At 66.6% G+C, this 18,582-nt stretch carries 11 protein-coding genes and 3 rRNA genes; 3 read left to right on the forward strand and 11 right to left on the reverse strand.

Annotation, left to right across the window (positions count from 1 at the left end; translation table 11 throughout):
• Positions 1–2 precede the first annotated feature (2 nt).
• From IM778_RS10515 to IM778_RS10550, 8 genes are all read right to left on the reverse strand, one after another.
• Complete coding sequence (locus tag IM778_RS10515; protein ID WP_194408854.1) at positions 3–1,040, reverse strand: HAD-IIA family hydrolase; 1,038 nt, start codon at positions 1,038–1,040, stop codon at positions 3–5.
• Positions 1,040–2,896, reverse strand: coding sequence for a primosomal protein (locus IM778_RS17930; RefSeq protein WP_194408855.1), 1,857 nt, complete (start codon positions 2,894–2,896; stop codon positions 1,040–1,042). The genes IM778_RS10515 and IM778_RS17930 overlap by 1 nt, the downstream gene beginning before the upstream one ends.
• Positions 2,897–2,987: 91 nt before the next feature.
• Positions 2,988–3,104: ribosomal RNA gene (gene rrf, locus IM778_RS10525) — 5S ribosomal RNA — on the reverse strand.
• Positions 3,105–3,215: 111 nt separating this feature from the next.
• Positions 3,216–6,321, reverse strand: a 23S ribosomal RNA gene (locus IM778_RS10530).
• A gap of 380 nt (positions 6,322–6,701) precedes the next feature.
• Positions 6,702–8,226, reverse strand: a 16S ribosomal RNA gene (locus IM778_RS10535).
• Together the 16S, 23S and 5S rRNA genes form the textbook arrangement of a ribosomal RNA operon.
• A gap of 608 nt (positions 8,227–8,834) precedes the next feature.
• Positions 8,835–9,662, reverse strand: a complete 828-nt coding sequence (locus IM778_RS10540) for a DUF4184 family protein (RefSeq protein WP_194408856.1) — start codon at positions 9,660–9,662, stop codon at positions 8,835–8,837.
• Positions 9,663–9,692: 30 nt separating this feature from the next.
• Positions 9,693–10,994, reverse strand: coding sequence for a tyrosine--tRNA ligase (tyrS, locus tag IM778_RS10545; protein ID WP_194408857.1), 1,302 nt, complete (start codon positions 10,992–10,994; stop codon positions 9,693–9,695).
• Positions 10,995–11,024: 30 nt separating this feature from the next.
• Positions 11,025–11,978 (reverse strand): aldo/keto reductase, encoded by a 954-nt coding sequence (locus IM778_RS10550; protein WP_194408858.1) that lies wholly within the window; start codon positions 11,976–11,978, stop codon positions 11,025–11,027.
• A 53-nt stretch (positions 11,979–12,031) separates the two neighbouring features.
• On the opposite strand from IM778_RS10550, the gene IM778_RS10555 reads away from it, so the two are divergent.
• Both IM778_RS10555 and IM778_RS10560 read left to right on the forward strand, forming a co-directional pair.
• Positions 12,032–12,418, forward strand: a complete 387-nt coding sequence (locus IM778_RS10555; protein WP_194408859.1) for a MerR family transcriptional regulator — start codon at positions 12,032–12,034, stop codon at positions 12,416–12,418.
• A 102-nt stretch (positions 12,419–12,520) separates the two neighbouring features.
• Positions 12,521–13,138 (forward strand): DNA-binding protein, encoded by a 618-nt coding sequence (locus IM778_RS10560; RefSeq protein WP_194408860.1) that lies wholly within the window; start codon positions 12,521–12,523, stop codon positions 13,136–13,138.
• Here IM778_RS10560 and IM778_RS10565 read toward each other — a convergent pair.
• Positions 13,123–15,180 carry a M23 family metallopeptidase gene (locus IM778_RS10565; RefSeq protein ID WP_194408861.1) on the reverse strand — a complete coding sequence of 686 codons (2,058 nt, stop codon included), beginning with the start codon at positions 15,178–15,180 and terminating at the stop codon, positions 13,123–13,125. The genes IM778_RS10560 and IM778_RS10565 overlap by 16 nt on opposite strands.
• Before the next feature lie 199 nt (positions 15,181–15,379).
• Here IM778_RS10565 and IM778_RS10570 point away from each other — a divergent pair, with 199 nt between their 5' ends.
• Positions 15,380–15,970: a hypothetical protein gene (locus IM778_RS10570; RefSeq protein WP_194408862.1), complete on the forward strand. Its 591-nt coding sequence runs from the start codon at positions 15,380–15,382 to the stop codon at positions 15,968–15,970.
• Positions 15,971–15,994: 24 nt separating this feature from the next.
• On the opposite strand, the gene argH is transcribed toward IM778_RS10570, so the two are convergent.
• Positions 15,995–17,425, reverse strand: a complete 1,431-nt coding sequence (argH, locus tag IM778_RS10575; protein WP_194408863.1) for an argininosuccinate lyase — start codon at positions 17,423–17,425, stop codon at positions 15,995–15,997.
• The gene (locus IM778_RS10580) at positions 17,422–18,573 is read right to left on the reverse strand and encodes a heparan-alpha-glucosaminide N-acetyltransferase domain-containing protein (protein WP_194408864.1); all 1,152 of its coding nucleotides are present in this window, start codon (positions 18,571–18,573) and stop codon (positions 17,422–17,424) included. Before IM778_RS10580 ends, argH begins: the two co-directional genes overlap by 4 nt.
• Positions 18,574–18,582: the final 9 nt, after the last annotated feature.

An 18,582-nucleotide genomic window follows, 5' to 3' on the forward strand; every position in this document is an offset into this window, starting at 1 on the left:
GATCACGGCCGGTGGAACGGATCCGCGTAGAGCCGCTCGGGAACGCGGAAGCCGAAGATCGCCCGGCCGGTCGACCAGATGGCAGCAGCGCCCGCACGAACCAGATCGATCGGCCGCTCCCCCTCGCTCACGATGCGGATGTCGGGGTCGTCGATCGCGACGCGCGCACCGCGGACGGTCGCGACGCCGTCCCGGACCTGCACCTCGGGATACGGCTCGTGCAGCTCGCGCAGGTCACCCAGGATGTAGGTCGGGCGCGAGCCCTCCGGGGCGGCGAGCACGTGCTTCGGGCGATCGATGCCGGTGAGCACCAACGCCGAAGCCATCCCCGCCCTGTTGGCCCCGAGGATGTCGGTGTCGAGCCGATCGCCGAGGAACAGCGGACGCTGCGCACCGAACCGCGCCGTCGCCTCCTCGAAGATCGGCACCTCCGGCTTGCCTGCGACCGTGGCCAGGCGCCCGACCGCCGTGTGCACGGCCGAGACGAGAGTGCCGTTGCCGGGGGCGACGCCACGCGACTGCGGGATCGTCCAGTCGGTGTTGGTCGCGATCCAGGGGATCCCGCCCTCTTCCTCGGGCACCTTCAGCGCGAACGCCGCCTCGGCGAGCTGGGCCCACCCGACCTCCGGTGCGAAGCCCTGGACCACTGCCGCCGGATGCTCGTCCGCGCTGCGGGTCACGACGAAGCCGGCCTTCTCGACTTCGACGACGAGGCCGTCGCCGCCCACCACGAGGACGGTCGAGCCAGGCGCGATCCTCGAGCTCAGCAGCCGCATCGCAGCCTGCGGACTCGTGACCACGTCACGCGCGGCTGTCGCCAGCCCGAGCTCGGTCAGGTGCGCCGCGACCGAGGCATCCGTCCGAGAGGCGTTGTTCGTGATGTATCCGAGTGCGCGGCCCTCACGCGCGGCCTCGAGGCTCTCGACGGCGTACGGCAGCGCGCCGGCGCCGGCGTAGACCACGCCGTCCAGGTCGGCCAGCACGACGTCCACACCGTCCAGCGGGGCGGCAGTCGTCGACCGCCGTCCGAACAGACCCATCAGCGGTCGGCCTCGTCCGGCTCGTCGACACCGGCCTCGACGAGCAACTCGGCCACCTCGTCGGCGACCGAAGGCTCGGGCTCGGCGTCGGCCGCGGCGGGCTCCTCGGCGTCGTCGAACTCTTCGGCGTCGTCGGCTGGTTCCTCGGCGTCGTCGTCGGACTCGTCGTCGTCGTCGACGTCGGACTCGTCGTCGACGTCGGACTCGTTGTCGTCGACGGCGAACTCGTCGGCATCGTCGGCGAGCTCGAGATCGGACTCGAGGTCGGATTCCGCCGGCTCCTCCTCGACCTCCTCCTCGACTTCCTCCACGATGACCGTCTCGAGGTCACCGAACCCGGAGGCGGCGTCCAGCGCCTCGGCCGCCACGTCGGCGCGCGCACGCCACTTCGCCGCTTCGTCGTCGCGTCCGAGTTCCTCGAGCACGGTGGCACGGGCGGCGAACAGGGCAGGGCTCCACTCGTACGCGCGGTCGGGATCCAGTTCGGGGATGTCGAGCTCCAGCAGCGCCCGCTCGGGATCGCCCTGGTCGAGACGCGCACCCGACATGGCGATCGCGAGCTCGACGCGCACGGGCGTTTCGAGCGAGGAGCGATCGACTGCCCGACCCGCTTCGAGTGCGCGGTCCGGGCGGCCCACGCCGCGCTCGCTGTCGACGAGCAGGGCGATCTGGTCGTCCTTGCCGGAGATCCGGCGATACGTGCGGAGTTCGCGCACGGCCAGCGCGTAGTCGCCGGTGGCATACGCGGTGATCGCGAGCGTCTCGCGCACGACCGCGATGCGTCCCGCGCGACGCGACGCCGAGACGGCGTGCTGGTGCGCCAGCTCAGGGTCCTCGTGGATGAGCTGCGAGGCCATCGCCAGGTGCCGAGCGACCTGATCCGCGTTCTCCTTGCTCAGCGTCTTGAGCTCGTTGCGGGCGCTCGGGTGCAGATCCCGCGCGGTGACGTCCTCGGGGATGATCGGATCGTCGTGACGCGCACGGACCGGCCGGATCTCGCCCTCGCGCACCTCACGGTCGGGACGGTTCGCTCCACCGCGGGTCGGCCGCGGCGCACGGGACGACGAGCCGCGGTCATCGTCGCGACGCGCATAGGGCTTACGGTCGTCGTCGCGACGCGCATAGGGCTTACGGTCGTCGTCGCGCTTCTGGTACGGACGGTCGCTGTCGCGCTTCGCGTACGGCTTGCGGTCATCGTCGCGCTTCGCGTACGGCTTGCGGTCGTCGTCGCGCTTCGCGTACGGCTTGCGGTCATCGTCGCGCTTGGCATACGGCTTGCGGTCGTCGTCGCGACGCGGGTAGGGCTTACGGTCGTCGTCGCGCTTCTGGTACGGACGGTCGCTGTCGCGCTTCGCGTACGGCTTGCGGTCGTCGTCGCGACGCGCATAGGGCTTACGGTCGTCATCGCGCTTCTGGTACGGACGGTCGCTGTCGCGCTTCTGGTACGGACGGTCGCTGTCGCGCTTCGCGTACGGCTTGCGGTCGTCGTCGCGCTTCGCGTACGGCTTGCGGTCGTCGTCGCGCTTGGCATACGGCTTGCGGTCGTCGTCGCGCTTGGCATACGGCTTGCGGTCGTCGTCGCGACGCGGGTACGGCTTACGCTCATCGTCCCGCTTCTGGTACGGACGGTCGCCGTCTCGCTTCACATACGGCTTGCGGTCGCCGGCACGCGGGGCAGCCGACCGGCGTTCGCCACCGTCACGCCGCTCGTAGGGCTTGCGGTCGCCGCCGTCACGGGAGGCATACGGCTTGCGGTCGCCATCGCGCTTGGCGGGCGGCGTGCGCTTCGAGGACGTGTCGTCACGCCTGCCGCGGGGTCTGCGTTCAGCGTCGTCGCGCGACTCGTGCTCTGCCATCTCTCGATCCTCTCCGATGCTGATCCCTCAGACAATCGGCTGTTAACGCGGAATGGCCACCCTGCGTTGGGTGGCCATTCCGTTAATGGGTGTCCGGCGGTGTCCTACTCTCCCACAGGGTCTCCCCTGCAGTACCATCGGCGCTGGGAGGCTTAGCTTCCGGGTTCGGAATGGGACCGGGCGTTTCCCTCTCGCTATGGCCGCCGAAACTCTCTTGATGTTTCAGTCAAACACACATGATCGTGAAGATTGTGTGTGGTGTCCCGACCGTACATCGGGAACCACTCAGTGGACGCGAACACTCGCAGAAGTGTTGGGTGTTATCAAGTCATCGGCTTATTAGTACCAGTCAGCTGCACACGTTGCCGTGCTTCCACATCTGGCCTATCAACCCAGTAGTCTGGCTGGGAGCCTCTCACCCCGAAGGGTATGGAAGTCTCATCTTGAGGCCGGCTTCCCGCTTAGATGCTTTCAGCGGTTATCCATCCCGAACGTAGCTAACCAGCGGTGCACTTGGCAGTACAACTGGCACACCAGAGGTTCGTCCAACCCGGTCCTCTCGTACTAGGGTCAGATCCTCTCAAACTTCCTACGCGCGCAGCGGATAGGGACCGAACTGTCTCACGACGTTCTAAACCCAGCTCGCGTACCGCTTTAATGGGCGAACAGCCCAACCCTTGGGACCTACTCCAGCCCCAGGATGCGACGAGCCGACATCGAGGTGCCAAACCATGCCGTCGATATGGACTCTTGGGCAAGATCAGCCTGTTATCCCCGAGGTACCTTTTATCCGTTGAGCGACAGCGCTTCCACAAGCCACTGCCGGATCACTAGTCCCGACTTTCGTCCCTGCTCGACCTGTCAGTCTCACAGTCAAGCTCCCTTGTGCACTTACACTCGCCACCTGATTGCCAACCAGGTTGAGGGAACCTTTGGGCGCCTCCGTTACTTTTTGGGAGGCAACCGCCCCAGTTAAACTACCCACCAGGCACTGTCCCTGAACCGGATTACGGTTCGAAGTTAGACATCCAGAGTGACCAGAGTGGTATTTCAACAACGACTCCACGAATACTGGCGTATCCGCTTCACAGTCTCCCACCTATCCTACACAAGCCACACCGAACACCAATACCAAGCTGTAGTAAAGGTCACGGGGTCTTTCCGTCCTGCTGCGCGTAACGAGCATCTTTACTCGTAATGCAATTTCGCCGAGTTCGCGGTTGAGACAGTTGGGAAGTCGTTACGCCATTCGTGCAGGTCGGAACTTACCCGACAAGGAATTTCGCTACCTTAGGATGGTTATAGTTACCACCGCCGTTTACTGGGGCTTAAATTCTGAGCTTCGCCTTGCGGCTGACCCGTCCTCTTAACCTTCCAGCACCGGGCAGGCGTCAGTCCGTATACATCGTCTTGCGACTTGGCACGGACCTGTGTTTTTAGTAAACAGTCGCTACCCACTAGTCTCTGCGGCCACCAAACGCTTTCGGAGCAAGTCCTAATACGCCGATGGCCCCCCTTCTCCCGAAGTTACGGGGGCATTTTGCCGAGTTCCTTAACCACGATTCTCTCGATCTCCTTGGTATTCTCTACCTGACCACCTGAGTCGGTTTGGGGTACGGGCGGCTAGAACCTCGCGTCGATGCTTTTCTCGGCAGCATAGGATCACCCACTTTTCATCCGCATCGTGTCTCAGCCTTCATGAGAGACGGATTTGCCTATCTCTCGGCCTACGCACTTGCCCCGGGACAACCATCGCCCGGGATGGGCTACCTTCCTGCGTCACACCTGTTAATACGCTAACCGCACCAGCATAGGGTCGTGTGCTAGGCCCGGCGCATCACCCCGAAGGGATCCGTCACCGGGATTCGGACACTTAGCATCACTGGATTGATTGGGGCGGTTCTTCGCCGGTACGGGAATATCAACCCGTTGTCCATCGACTACGCCTGTCGGCCTCGCCTTAGGTCCCGACTTACCCAGGGAAGATTAGCTTGACCCTGGAACCCTTGGTCTTTCGGAGGACGTGTTTCTCACACGTCTTTCGCTACTCATGCCTGCATTCTCACTCGTGTGGCGTCCACGGCTGGGTCACCCCGCCGCTTCACTCGCCACACGACGCTCTCCTACCCATCAACACGGCTGGACCACGAAGGCCTACCAATAATGTCAATGCCACAACTTCGGTGGCGTGCTTGAGCCCCGTTACATTGTCGGCGCGGAATCACTTGACCAGTGAGCTATTACGCACTCTTTCAAGGGTGGCTGCTTCTAAGCCAACCTCCTGGTTGTCTAAGCAACTCCACATCCTTTCCCACTTAGCACGCGCTTAGGGACCTTAGATGGTGGTCTGGGTTGTTTCCCTCTCGACTATGAAGCTTATCCCCCACAGTCTCACTGCTGCGCTCTCACTTACCGGCATTCGGAGTTTGGCTGACGTCAGTAACCTTGTAGGGCCCATCGGCCATCCAGTAGCTCTACCTCCGGCAAGAAACACGCAACGCTGCACCTAAATGCATTTCGGAGAGAACCAGCTATCACGAAGTTTGATTGGCCTTTCACCCCTATCCACAGCTCATCCCCTCAGTTTTCAACCTAAGTGGGTTCGGCCCTCCACGACGTCTTACCGTCGCTTCAGCCTGGCCATGGATAGATCACTTCGCTTCGGGTCTAGGACATGCGACTGAATCGCCCTATTCAGACTCGCTTTCGCTACGGCTACCCCACCCGGGTTAACCTCGCCACATATCGCTAACTCGCAGGCTCATTCTTCAAAAGGCACGCTGTCACACCTACCAGGGGTGCTCCAACGGTTTGTAAGCAAACGGTTTCAGGTACTATTTCACTCCCCTCCCGGGGTACTTTTCACCTTTCCCTCACGGTACTTGTCCGCTATCGGTCATCTGGGAGTATTTAGGCTTATCAGGTGGTCCTGACAGATTCACACGGGATTTCTCGGGCCCCGTGCTACTTGGGATCCTCTCCACGCTGCGTCCGACATTTCAGTTACGGGGCTGGCACCCACTCTGGCCGGCCTTTCAAGACCGTTCACCTATATCGACGCATCACGTTCACTGCTCGGCAGAACAGCACGGAAAGTCCCACAACCCCGAATACGCAACTCCTGCCGGATATCACACGTACTCGGTTTAGCCTGTTCCGGTTTCGCTCGCCACTACTCACGGAATCGCGGTTGCTTTCTCTTCCTGTGGGTACTGAGATGTTTCACTTCCCCACGTTCCCTCTACCCGCCCTATATATTCAGGCGGGAGTCACCAGGCACGCACGCGCCCTGGCGGGGTTTCCCCATTCGGACACCCTCGGATCAAAACTTGCTTATCAGTTCCCCGAGGCTTATCGCAGATTGCTACGTCCTTCTTCGGCTCCAGATGCCAAGGCATCCACCGTTTGCTCTTAAAGACTTGAAATCACATGAGCCGATCCATTAAGAATCGAACATTCAACACCCCACACACCCGAAAGCATGCAGAGCGTCTTCTTTAAGATGCTCGCGTCCACTGTGTAGTTCTCAAAGTACGGGCGGCACCCACCCCACCCACCAGCAAAACCGGCGACAGGATGAGCCCAGAAGAACCCGAAGGCATAAAGCCCGGTCCCTCAGGACCCAACAGCGTGCAAGCCCCCACCAGCAACCCCCCACCGTTCCAGCCGCCCCGAAAGACGACGTACTCAGCAGAAAGACCACCAGAAGAGGCCCATCTCATATGTTCCACCCATGAGCAACCGGCGAGAACATTCGTCTCGATCCGGCGCCTGGACACCCCGAAGAGTGCCAGAAGCTCCTTAGAAAGGAGGTGATCCAGCCGCACCTTCCGGTACGGCTACCTTGTTACGACTTAGTCCTAATTACCGATCCCACCTTCGACGGCTCCCTCCACAAGGGTTGGGCCACCGGCTTCAGGTGTTACCGACTTTCATGACTTGACGGGCGGTGTGTACAAGACCCGGGAACGTATTCACCGCAGCGTTGCTGATCTGCGATTACTAGCGACTCCGACTTCATGAGGTCGAGTTGCAGACCTCAATCCGAACTGGGACCGGCTTTTTGGGATTCGCTCCACCTCACGGTATTGCAGCCCTTTGTACCGGCCATTGTAGCATGCGTGAAGCCCAAGACATAAGGGGCATGATGATTTGACGTCATCCCCACCTTCCTCCGAGTTGACCCCGGCAGTATCCCATGAGTTCCCACCATTACGTGCTGGCAACATAGAACGAGGGTTGCGCTCGTTGCGGGACTTAACCCAACATCTCACGACACGAGCTGACGACAACCATGCACCACCTGTACACCAGTGTCCAAAGAGTTCCCTATTTCTAGGGCGTTCCGGTGTATGTCAAGCCTTGGTAAGGTTCTTCGCGTTGCATCGAATTAATCCGCATGCTCCGCCGCTTGTGCGGGTCCCCGTCAATTCCTTTGAGTTTTAGCCTTGCGGCCGTACTCCCCAGGCGGGGAACTTAATGCGTTAGCTGCGTCACGGAATCCGTGGAAAGGACCCCACAACTAGTTCCCAACGTTTACGGGGTGGACTACCAGGGTATCTAAGCCTGTTTGCTCCCCACCCTTTCGCTCCTCAGCGTCAGTTACGGCCCAGAGATCTGCCTTCGCCATCGGTGTTCCTCCTGATATCTGCGCATTCCACCGCTACACCAGGAATTCCAATCTCCCCTACCGCACTCTAGTCTGCCCGTACCCACTGCAGGCCCGAGGTTGAGCCTCGGGATTTCACAGCAGACGCGACAAACCGCCTACGAGCTCTTTACGCCCAATAATTCCGGATAACGCTTGCGCCCTACGTATTACCGCGGCTGCTGGCACGTAGTTAGCCGGCGCTTTTTCTGCAAGTACCGTCACCCGAAAGCTTCTTCCTTGCTAAAAGAGGTTTACAACCCGAAGGCCGTCATCCCTCACGCGGCGTTGCTGCATCAGGCTTTCGCCCATTGTGCAATATTCCCCACTGCTGCCTCCCGTAGGAGTCTGGGCCGTGTCTCAGTCCCAGTGTGGCCGGTCACCCTCTCAGGCCGGCTACCCGTCGACGCCTTGGTGAGCCATTACCTCACCAACAAGCTGATAGGCCGCGAGCCCATCCCCAACCGAAAAATCTTTCCAAACGTTGACCATGCGGCCACGTCTCGTATCCAGTATTAGACACCGTTTCCAGCGCTTATCCCAGAGTCAGGGGCAGGTTGCTCACGTGTTACTCACCCGTTCGCCACTGATCCACCCAGCAAGCTGGGCTTCACCGTTCGACTTGCATGTGTTAAGCACGCCGCCAGCGTTCATCCTGAGCCAGGATCAAACTCTCCATAAAAAAATGATGCACAACCCCACCGGGAAAACAGTGAAAGCCATGCGAGTTCAACCTGACCAAAAAAGACAGACCACCAAAAAAATGATGACCCATCGAATTGATCCAAAAACCACCCCCACCAACCACAAAAGCAGTCAGCAGAGACAAAAATTGGCATATGACAAGTGCACGCTGTTGAGTTCTCAAGGATCGGACGCACCCACCAACCAACCACCAAAACACAGCAGCCAGCCCAGCAGGGCAACTTCACAACCATACCCCACCCACAGACCTTCGGTGCTGCCGGCCACGGATCGAGATCCGTGCCGGCGGTCGAGGACTGCCTCGGAGGGGAAGACTCCCATCTTAGACCCGAAGGTCGGGCCACTCAAGTGAGTGGGCCGTGTGAGAAGGGAGGTGGTCCGCCAGCTTGAGGGGGGTGAGACTCTCGGTCTCTCCGCTCCCCTGTGGGGCGAACAAGTAAAACTTTACGTGCGATCCTCCGATCGGTCCAATCCAGCCCGCATCCCGGGCGTGTCGCACCCCACCACCCGCGGAAACACGCGGAATCCGGACGGGAGGCGCCTGCAACGCACGGGGCGCCGGGCGCCGTCCCCGGACGGCCGGTGTCACCCCTTCCCGGGTGCGCGGGTGCGGGTGCTCTGCACGACGACGCAGAGCACCAGCGTCGCCGCACCCCACACCGCGCACGCGGGCGGCAGCACGCGGTAGGCCAGATGGGCCACGGTGAAGCCGTCGTCGAGCGCCCCGTAGGCACCGAGCCCCCACAGCCAGGCGACCAGGAGGCACGCGGGAAGCGAGATCCACCACGTCCACCGCACCGCTGCGGGAAGTGCGCGGGCGACGGATGCCTCGGGCCGGCGCCGGACCAACCACACCAGCATCCACACGCCGAGGATGACCAGCCCGATCGTGGTCGACCCGTGCTGCAGCCACTTGTAGCCCGGCAGCGGGCCCCAGTCGTCGCCGAGCGCCGGGAGCGCGGCGACTCCCCACCGTCCGTCGTGCGTGAAGAGGTCCCACACGATGTGGCTGACGACGCCGATCACCAGCGACGCGACGAGCAGGGCCACCGCGCCCCACGCGACCGGCCGCGCCGCGGGCGCGGAAGCGGGCGTTGCGCCCCCGAACGTCTCGCGCAGCGCCGCGACGGCGCCGCGGTCCCACTCCCCCGGAAGCCGCACCGCCAGCCATCGCGGCGCGAGCTCGCGTGCCGCGGGGCGCAGCACGCACCGCCAAACGAGGAGGAGCAGCAGCGCGAGGGCCACCGTGACGGGCAGCCACTCGAATGCGTGCGACCGGCCGTAGTGCAGCGGGAAAGGGCGCACGAACAGCGGAAAGTCGGGTGTCATCGCCCCCACGGCGATCGCCGCCGGCACGAGGGGCGTCCGCATGAACGGGAGTGCGACGACCGCGTGACTCGGCGTGAACGGCATCGGACTCCGATCGGCGAGCGGGAGCCGACGTCAGCCGAGGAAGACGCCCGCCAGCGTCTTCTTGCCGCGCCGAAGCACCGACACCCCGCCGGGCAGTCTCCCGGCCACCACGGCCGTGTCGTCGTCGACCTTCGCGCCGTCGAGCGACACGCCGCCCTGGGCGATCGCGCGGCGCGCCTCGGACAGGCTCGACACGAGCCCCGTCTCGACGAGGGCGTGCACCACCGGCGTGCCGGCGGCGACGGTCGCGTTCGGCAGCTCTTCGAGCGCATGACGCAGCGTGGTCGCGTCCAGCGCCGAAAGGTCGCCCTGACCGAACAGCGCCTCGGATGCCGCGATCGCGGCGGCCGTGGCATCCGTTCCGTGCACGATCGTGTTGACCTCGAGGGCGAGCCGCTTCTGCGCGGCGCGGCGGAACGGCTCTTCGGCCACGAGGCGCTCGTACTCCGCGATCTCGGCCCGGGTGAGGAAGGTGAAGACCTTGAGTCGCTCGATCACATCGGCGTCGTCGGTGTTGAGCCAGAACTGGTAGAACGCGTACGGACTGGTCATGTCCGCGTCGATCCAGATCGCGTTGCCCTCGCTCTTGCCGAACTTGGTGCCGTCGCTGTTGGTGATCAGCGGCGTGCCGATCGCGTGCACCGAGACGCCCTCGACACGGTGGATCAGGTCGGTGCCGCTGGTGAGGTTGCCCCACTGGTCGCTGCCGCCGGTCTGCAGGACGCAGCCGTACTGGCGGTAGAGCTCGAGGAAGTCCAGGCCCTGCAGGATCTGGTAGCTGAACTCGGTGTAGCTGATGCCCGCGTCGGAGTTGAGGCGCGCGCTGACGGCGTCCTTCTTGATCATCGTGCCGACGCGGTAGTGCTTGCCGATCTCGCGGAGGAAGTCGATGGCGCTCAGCGGGGCGGTCCAGTCGAGGTTGTTGACCAGCCGCGCCGCGTTCTCGCCGTCGAAGCTCAGGTACTGCTCGACCTGGCCGCGCAGACGCTCCACCCATTCCGCCACGGTCTCGCGCGTGTTGAGGGTGCGCTCGGCGGTGGGGCGCGGATCGCCGATGAGTCCCGTCGAGCCCCCGACGAGGCCCAGCGGCTTGTGTCCGGCGAGCTGGAGCCGGCGCATCGTCAGCAGCTGCACGAGGTGACCGAGGTGCAGGCTCGGAGCCGTCGGGTCGAAGCCGCAGTAGTACGTGATCGGGTCCCCGGCGAGAAGGGCGCGCAGCGCTTCCTGGTCGGTGGACACATGCACGAGGCCACGCCACACGAGCTCGTCCCAGACGTTGTCGAACGTCGGGTCGTTCGCGGGGCGGGTCGCGCTCACGACGGATTCAGACACGCGGTTCAGGCTATCAGCGACGCATCCGTCTCATACCGCCGCGTCGAGACGGGCGAGCTGGTCGACCGTCAGGGTGAGGCGCACGGCGTCCATCGCCGCGTCGAGCTGCTCGACCTTGCTGCCGCCGAGCATGGGACGCACCCCGTGTGCGACGTGCCACGCGAGGACCGTCTGCCCGCGCGTCGCGCCGAGCTCCGCGGCGACGTCGTCGAGGACGCCGAGGCGCCGGTCGTTGCCGACGTGGTCGTACTGCTCGGGGATGGTCTTGGCGGGGTTGTCGTAGGCGCCCGACAGCAGCGGCGTGTAGGCCCACACCTCGAGTCCGTGCTCATCGGCGTAGTCGCGCTGCTCGTCGCTGAGCACGCCGAAGCGGTGCTCGACACCCGGGGGCCGGGTGCCCGGACGCACGCGGAGGTAGGTCGCGTTCAGCTGCAGGGCGTCGATGGGGATCGCCCCGATCGCACGTGCGTGGGTGCGGGCGCGCTCGACCCGCCAGGCGGGGTGGTTGGATGCCCCGACCCGGTGCGCGCGCCCCGCCCCGGTGAGCTCGGCGAGCGCCTCGACGGTCTCTTCGATGGGTGTGGTGCGGTCCTCCTGATGGAGCCACAGGAGGTCCACGGACTCGAGGCCGAGCCGGTCGAGGCTTCCGGCGAACGCGTCGAGGACGGCGCGGTGCGACAGCCCGGCACGGCGGTCCGGCCACGATCCCGCCCACAGCGGCTCCGCGCCGAGCTTGGTCGCGATCCGCACGCGCTCTCGCACGCCGGGCCGCGCTGCCAGCCAGCGCCCCAGCACGCGCTCGCTGTCGCCACCCTGTCCGGTGGCGCTGGCCCAGAAGCTGTAGCAGTCGGCGGTGTCGATCCAGACCCCGCCGCGCTCGACGAATCGGTCGAGCAGCGCGAAGGACGTGGTCTCGTCGATGGTGGTGCCGAACATCATGGCGCCCAGCACGAGCGGTGAGGTGGGAGGAGTGGATGTCGTCATGACCCCACTGTGCAACCTGGAGTTCGCTCCAGGTCAAGCTCTATCCTCGGAACATGACCACCTACTCTCCTGCGGAGGCCGCCGCGCTCTCGGGGTTCTCGCTGGACACGCTGCGCTACTACGAGCGCGAAGGCATCCTGCCGCCCGTCGCCCGCAGCGCGGGCGGACACCGGAAGTTCTCGGAGGCCGACCTCGGGACGCTCGGATTCCTCAGGTGCCTGCGGGAGACCGGCATGCCGATCGAGAAGCTGCGACGGTACGGGGCGCTGTGCCGTGACGAGTCGACGATCCCGGAGCGGATCGCACTGCTCGAGGAGCACGCCGCCGCCGTGAGGGACGAGATCGAGGAACTCCTGCGGCAGCAGGCCAGACTCGACGAGAAGCTCGCGTGGTACCGCGGACAGCTGCCACCGCAGTCACCATCTGCCCGGGACCTTTAGTCCGTGTGCTGACGTCGCCCTCCTTATGCCCCATGGCTTGACTTCTGATAGCTTGGAGACTGAACTGAAGCATTGTTTAGCTCTTTAACTAAAGGAGGCGGGATGTTCGTTCTCACCGCAGACCAACGGGGCAGCCGAGCGAACGCCGACCTGGTCCCGTCGGCCCTCGCGATCGTGAACCGACGCGGTGCGACGGCACTCGCCCTCGCCCCTGAACGCACCGCCGGCGACGAACTGCAGGTCGCCCTCGCCGACCCCGCCGCCGTCCTGTCGGTCGTGCTCGAACTCACCAGGACCGACCAATGGAGCGTCGGCGTCGGAGTGGGAGACGTCGAGTCGCCGCTCCCGGCAAGTGTCCGCGCCGCCCGCGGAGCGGCCTTCGTCAACGCCCGCGACGCCGTCGACCGCGCCAAGAAGACTCCCACGCGGCTCGCCATCACCGCTCCGGCCGGAGGCCCCGACGCCGAGGCGCTCGTGCGGCTGCTCGTCGAGCTGCGCGACCGGCGCTCGCCCGAGGGCTGGGAGGTGTACGACCTCCTGGCGGCCGGACACAGCCAGCGCGAAGCCGCGGAAGTCCTGGGCATCTCGCAGGGCGCGGTCAGCCTGCGAGCGAAGGCCGCGGGCCTCCGCGCCGAGGAGGCTGCGGTCCCCGCCCTGGAACGCGTGCTCGGAAGCCTCGATCCCGGCGATGCGCGGGGCGGTGCTCAGCGCGTCGCGTGACGCACGGCGGCGAGGTCCTGCACCAATCGACGGAGTTGGTCGTCCGTGGTCGTCGGCGAGGCGATCGCCTGCTCGGCGTCCTCCATCAGATCGAGATAGGCGATCGGCACGCCGTCCACCGTGATCTCGGCATCCCACGACACCGCTCCGCCGGCGAAGTGCAGCCATGCCGTGAGCAGCCCCGCCACCGCCCGGTCCTCCCAGCCGTCGTGGGGCGGTGCGAGAAGGTCCGCGGCCTCGGCGGGGGTTCCGGCGGAGTACGTCTCGCCGAACACGCCGGACACCGCGGCGACGGTGCCGAGGTAGCCGGCCGCGACCGGCGGGTCGACGTGAGGCCGCCCCGTGCCCGAGAACTGGTGCATCCACCAGCCCTGCCCGAACGCCGTATCGGCGGTGCCGGTCGCGATCACGCCGGCGGAGGCATCCGTCGTCCCCCCGTCGTCATCGGCCACCGCGACCGTGAGGCGGCTCACGCCTGCCTCGGCGAATCCTGCGGTCACCGCGTCCGACGCCTCGAACGGGAAGGATCCGGACGGGCTCAGCGGCGGGTCGGGCAACGCGCCGTCGTTGTAGACGATCGACTCCGCGCCGGTCGACCACGTGAAGGCGAGGTCGTCGCTGCCCTCGTCCGCTGCGACCGCGTCGGCCTCGATCTCGCCGCCGGCCTCGAGGACGGAGAAGTCGCCGCCGGGGAACGCGACGACATCCGGCAGCGTCAGCTCGACCTCCGGGGTCAGGTTCCATACGTCGAGAGGAACGCTCCCGACGCCCACGCCGCCGTCGTCGTCGGTGACGGTCACCGCGACGGCGTACGAGCCGTCGTCTCCGTAGACGTGGTCGACGCCGAGCGCGAGCTGCGGGATCGTCACCGGTTCGGGCGGAGCGCCGTCCCCCCAGTCGATCTCGGCAGCGAACGTGTCGGTGCCGGGGTCCGCCACCGTCGCCCGCACCGACGCCGGGGCCCCTTCGTCGGCGGGCGTCGCGACCACCGAGACGGTGGGCGGCACGTTGCGGACGGTGATCTGACGGCCGGCGGTGGCGCGCAGCGCTTCGACACGGTCGTACACCACCAGCGTGACCGTTCCGGCGAAATCGTCTGCGAGCGTCAGTTCCGGCGTGGTCCCCGCGAGCGAGAACTCGGCCGGCTCCCACCGGTACGTGAGCGGGAGGCCGTCAGGATCGCTGCTCTCGGACGCATCGAACGCGATCGTGTCGCCCTCGTCGACGACGAACGGACCCCCGCCGAGGACGGCCGAAGGCGGGTCGTGGTCGCACGGTTCCGCGACATAGTCGCCCTCGACGAGCTCCTGGCCCGGGATGTCGCAGATGCGCGCGATGACGCGGGCCCCGTCGTCGAGGAAGCCGCCGAGCGCGTCCCACGTGACCGGCGCCCCCGGGGTGTCGGGCACGGCGACCTCCCAGTGGAGGTGCGAGGCCCGATCGCCGGGCCCGCCGCCGGCGGTGCTCGCCGCGCCGATGTCGTTCTCGAGGCCGATGATCTCGCCCGCCTCGATCCAGTCGCCCTCGGACCAGTTCGCGCTCACGGTTCGCGTCCCGAGGTGGGAGTACTTCGAGTACTCGCCGTTGGGGTGCTCGATCCAGACGTAGTTGTTGTACCAGCCGCAGTTGCCGCCCCAGACGGTGCTCGACGCGTCGTTGTTCCCGCACGCGTGCTCGAGGGCGTCGTCCTGCGGCTGCGGCGGGATCTGCACGTCCCGCCCGTCGCCGGCGCCCGGCTCCTGGCCGTGGTGGTCGACGATCGCACGGATCCATCCAGAGGCGGCAGCGACGACCTCGCTGCCCAGGCCCGCGTTCATGTCGTACGCCACGTTGTGATCGTGGTGCCAGTCGGTGACGGTGAGCGCCGTGCCATCGGCGTACGGGAGGCGGTAGATGCCCGTCGACGTGGCCGCGGCCCCGTGATCTGCCACCGCGGGCGGAACCCCTGCGACAGCGGACCCGACGACGAGGCCCACCGCGATTCCGAGTGCCACCGCGATCCCCCGTCGCGATGCCGGCCGACGCATCGGCTGCCGCTTCATGCTCTGATCCCCTCCGCGCGCCCGATCACGCGGCAGTGAATGCCGGCGTGAGGCCGAACGCGTCAGGACGGCTCTTCCCCAGCGCCGCCCACTCCCCTGCGGATACCGTACGCCGCGGACGCACATCGCACCAGAGGGCTTCTCCGAGAACGGATGCCGCGCCCCGGCGGCGTCGCGGGCTCATGCCAGACTGAGCGCCATGGTCTTCCCCGACGTGCTCCTGACGGCGGCGCTCTCGATCTTCCTGGTCCTCGCGATGTGCGCTGCACTCGTGCTGGTCATCCTCAGCCTCCGCAAGCCCGGAAATGTGCTGCTGGCGGCCGCAGGATCGCTCGTGGTGGTGTGCCTGCTGATCGTGACGGTGTCGCCCCTCAACGTGCCGCTGCCGGTGGGGCTCGGCATCGCGCTGCTCGGCACGGCGCTCGCGACCCTCGGCGGAAACCCGGTCACCCGCCGCGTGCTCGAGATCGCGACGCACGGAAGGGTCCAGGAGGGCGACAACGGCGGCATCCTGCTGCGCGCCCCCTCGATCGTCGCGGGCTCGGAGGGTGCCGTGCGCGAGGTGCTGCGCGGCGGCACCACGATCGGCTACCTCGAGCGGCTCGCGGTGGCGCTCGGGATCATCTCGGGGTTCCCCGAGGCGATCGCCGTGGTCGTGGCTCTCAAGGGCATCGGCCGGTTCTCGGAACTGGCCGCGGCAGAGGCGCGCGAGCGGTTCATCATCGGCACGCTCGCGAGCCTGGTGTGGGCCTGCGTCGTGGCGGCCCTGGTGCGGCTCGCGATCTGGTGACCCGCCGCTGCCGGCGGCCGCGGGCTACAGTCCCAGGGCGTGCGCGGCGGCCTGCACGCGCTCGATGAGCGCGACCCGCTGTTCGGCGACGCGCACAGGCGCGGTGCCGCCGGCGCCGGTGCGGCTCGCGACGGACCCCTCGACCGAGAGCACCTCGCGGACGTCGGGAGTCAGCTGCGCCGACACGCCGGCCAGCTGTTCGTCGGTCACCTGATCGAGCTCGATGCCCTGCTCTTCGCACACGCGGACCAGCCGGCCCGAGATCTCGTGCGCATCGCGGAACGGCACGCCTCGCTTGACGAGCCACTCGGCGACGTCCGTGGCGAGCGAGAAGCCCTGCGGAGCGAGGGCAGCCATGCGGTCGGTGTGGAAGCGCATCGTGGCGACCATGCCGGCGAACGCCGGGAGCACCGTCTCGAGCGTGCGCATCGAGTCGAAGACCGGCTCCTTGTCTTCCTGCAGATCCCGGTTGTATGCCAGCGGCAGGGCCTTGAGCGTCGCGAGCAGCCCGGTGAGGTTGCCGATGAGACGGCCGGACTTGCCGCGCGTGAGCTCGGCGATGTCGGGGTTCTTCTTCTGAGGCATGATGCTCGACCCGGTCGAGTAGCCGTCGTCGAGGGTGATGAACCCGAACTCCCGCGTGTTCCACAGGATGATCTCTTCGGCGAACCGCGAGAGGTCGACGCCGATCATGGCCGCGATGAAGGCGAACTCGGCGACCACGTCGCGCGCCGCGGTGCCGTCGATCGAGTTCTCCGCGGGACGGTCGAGCCCCAGATCGCGCGCCACGACCTGCGGATCGAGGCCGAGGGTCGAGCCGGCCAGGGCTCCCCCGCCGTACGGCGAGACCGCCGCCCGCGCCCACCAGTCGCGCAGGCGCTCCAGGTCGCGCACCAGAGGCCAGGCGTGGGCCTGCAGGTGGTGGGCGAGCAGCACCGGCTGGGCGTGCTGGAGGTGCGTGCGCCCGGGCATGACCGCCTCGGGGTGGGCCTCGGCCTGCGCGACCAGCGCGTCCACCACGCGGAGCACCTCACGCGCGATGGTGCGGGTGTGATCGAGCAGGTACATGCGCACGAGCGTCGCGATCTGGTCGTTCCGGCTGCGGCCGGCGCGCAGCTTGCCGCCGAGCTCGGGTCCGACGACCGCGATGAGCGCCTGCTCGAGCGCGCCGTGGACGTCCTCATCGGATGCCGTGGGCACGAGCGTGCCGTCGGCGACGGCCTGCGCCAGCGCGTCGAGGCCGTCGTGCATGGCAGCCTCTTCGGACGCGGTGAGATAGCCCGCGAGCGCGAGCGCCTTCGCGTGTGCGTGGGAGCCCGCGATGTCGTAGAGGGCGAGGTCCCAGTCGAAGTGCGTCGAGCGGCTCAGCTCAGCGAGCTCGGGCGACGGCCCGGACGCGAATCGCGCGCCCCACAGTGCGCCTTCGTTGGTTGCATCGCCCTTCGGATCGCTCACCCGAGAAGCCTACCGGGCGGCCGTGCCGGCCATGGTCCGCGCACGATCCAGCGCGAGACGCGATCGACCGCCGTTTCGAGCGGACCGCGGCCGATGAGCAGCGCCCACGCCGTGCACAGCACGACCGTTCCGAGAGTCAGCGGCCAGAACGGTTCGAGAGCGCGGAATCCCCGCAGGTCGCCCGGGTCACCCAGCACGATGCTCGCCACGACGGCCCACACCACCAGCTGCGCCGTGTAGGCCGTCAGGGGCATCGCCCCGACGGCCCGCAACGGCAGCACGATCAGGCGCAGGAACGTGCGGCATGCGAGAAGGCAGACTCCCAGCACCGCGAGCGCGAACCCTCCGGATCCGATCACCTCGAGCAGGCCGGTGGAGTGCGGCCGCGCGGTCCACAGGGCGCCCGCGAAAGAGCCCGCGTCGGCGGTTCTGGCGCCGATCGCGGCATCCGTCCCGTATCCGGCCAGCGCCAGCGCGGCTCCGGCGCCCACCAGCCACAGCTGCACCCTCAGCCGCGTGATGCCGGCGCGCGCAGCGCCGAGCCCCGCCAGCACGAACACGATCCAGGTCGTGAACGGATAGTGCCAGCCGAGCACGAGCGACAGATCGTTCCCCGCCATCGTCTGCCACAGCGGGAGTGCGTCCAGGGGCACCTGCACGATGGGCATGACGATCGCCAGGGCGCCCGCGATGGTCAGCAGGACGCGCGCCGGGAGCCTCGCGAACGCGAGCGCGATGAGGAACAGGATCGCGTAGGCGGGCAGGATGACGTACACCGGCACACCGGTGAGGACGAGCATCACGCCGAGCAACCACAGCAGCGCAGCGCGCACGGCGAGGCGCCCGCGCGCGACGCCCATCGCCGGGCCCGGCAGCGGTTCGGAGCCACCGGTCACCAGCCCGATGGACACGCCCGCAAGCGTGGCGAAGAGGATCGAGGAGCGGCCCTCGGCGACCGCGATCCAGGTCGCGGGCTCGGCGAGATCGAAGGGCTCGGTGATCCACAGCAGGTGCGCGGTGAACATGCCGAGCACCGCGAGCCCGCGTGCGAGGTCGACGCCGCCGATGCGCTGCGGTCCGTTGAGGCGGTCCCAGCGGGTGCGCAGCCGAGCGGCGGTCCTCGGCGCACGACGCTGGGTTTCGCTCATGATCGCGGT

This window comes from Microbacterium cremeum, from assembly GCF_015277855.1.
Lineage (GTDB): Bacteria > Actinomycetota > Actinomycetes > Actinomycetales > Microbacteriaceae > Microbacterium > Microbacterium cremeum.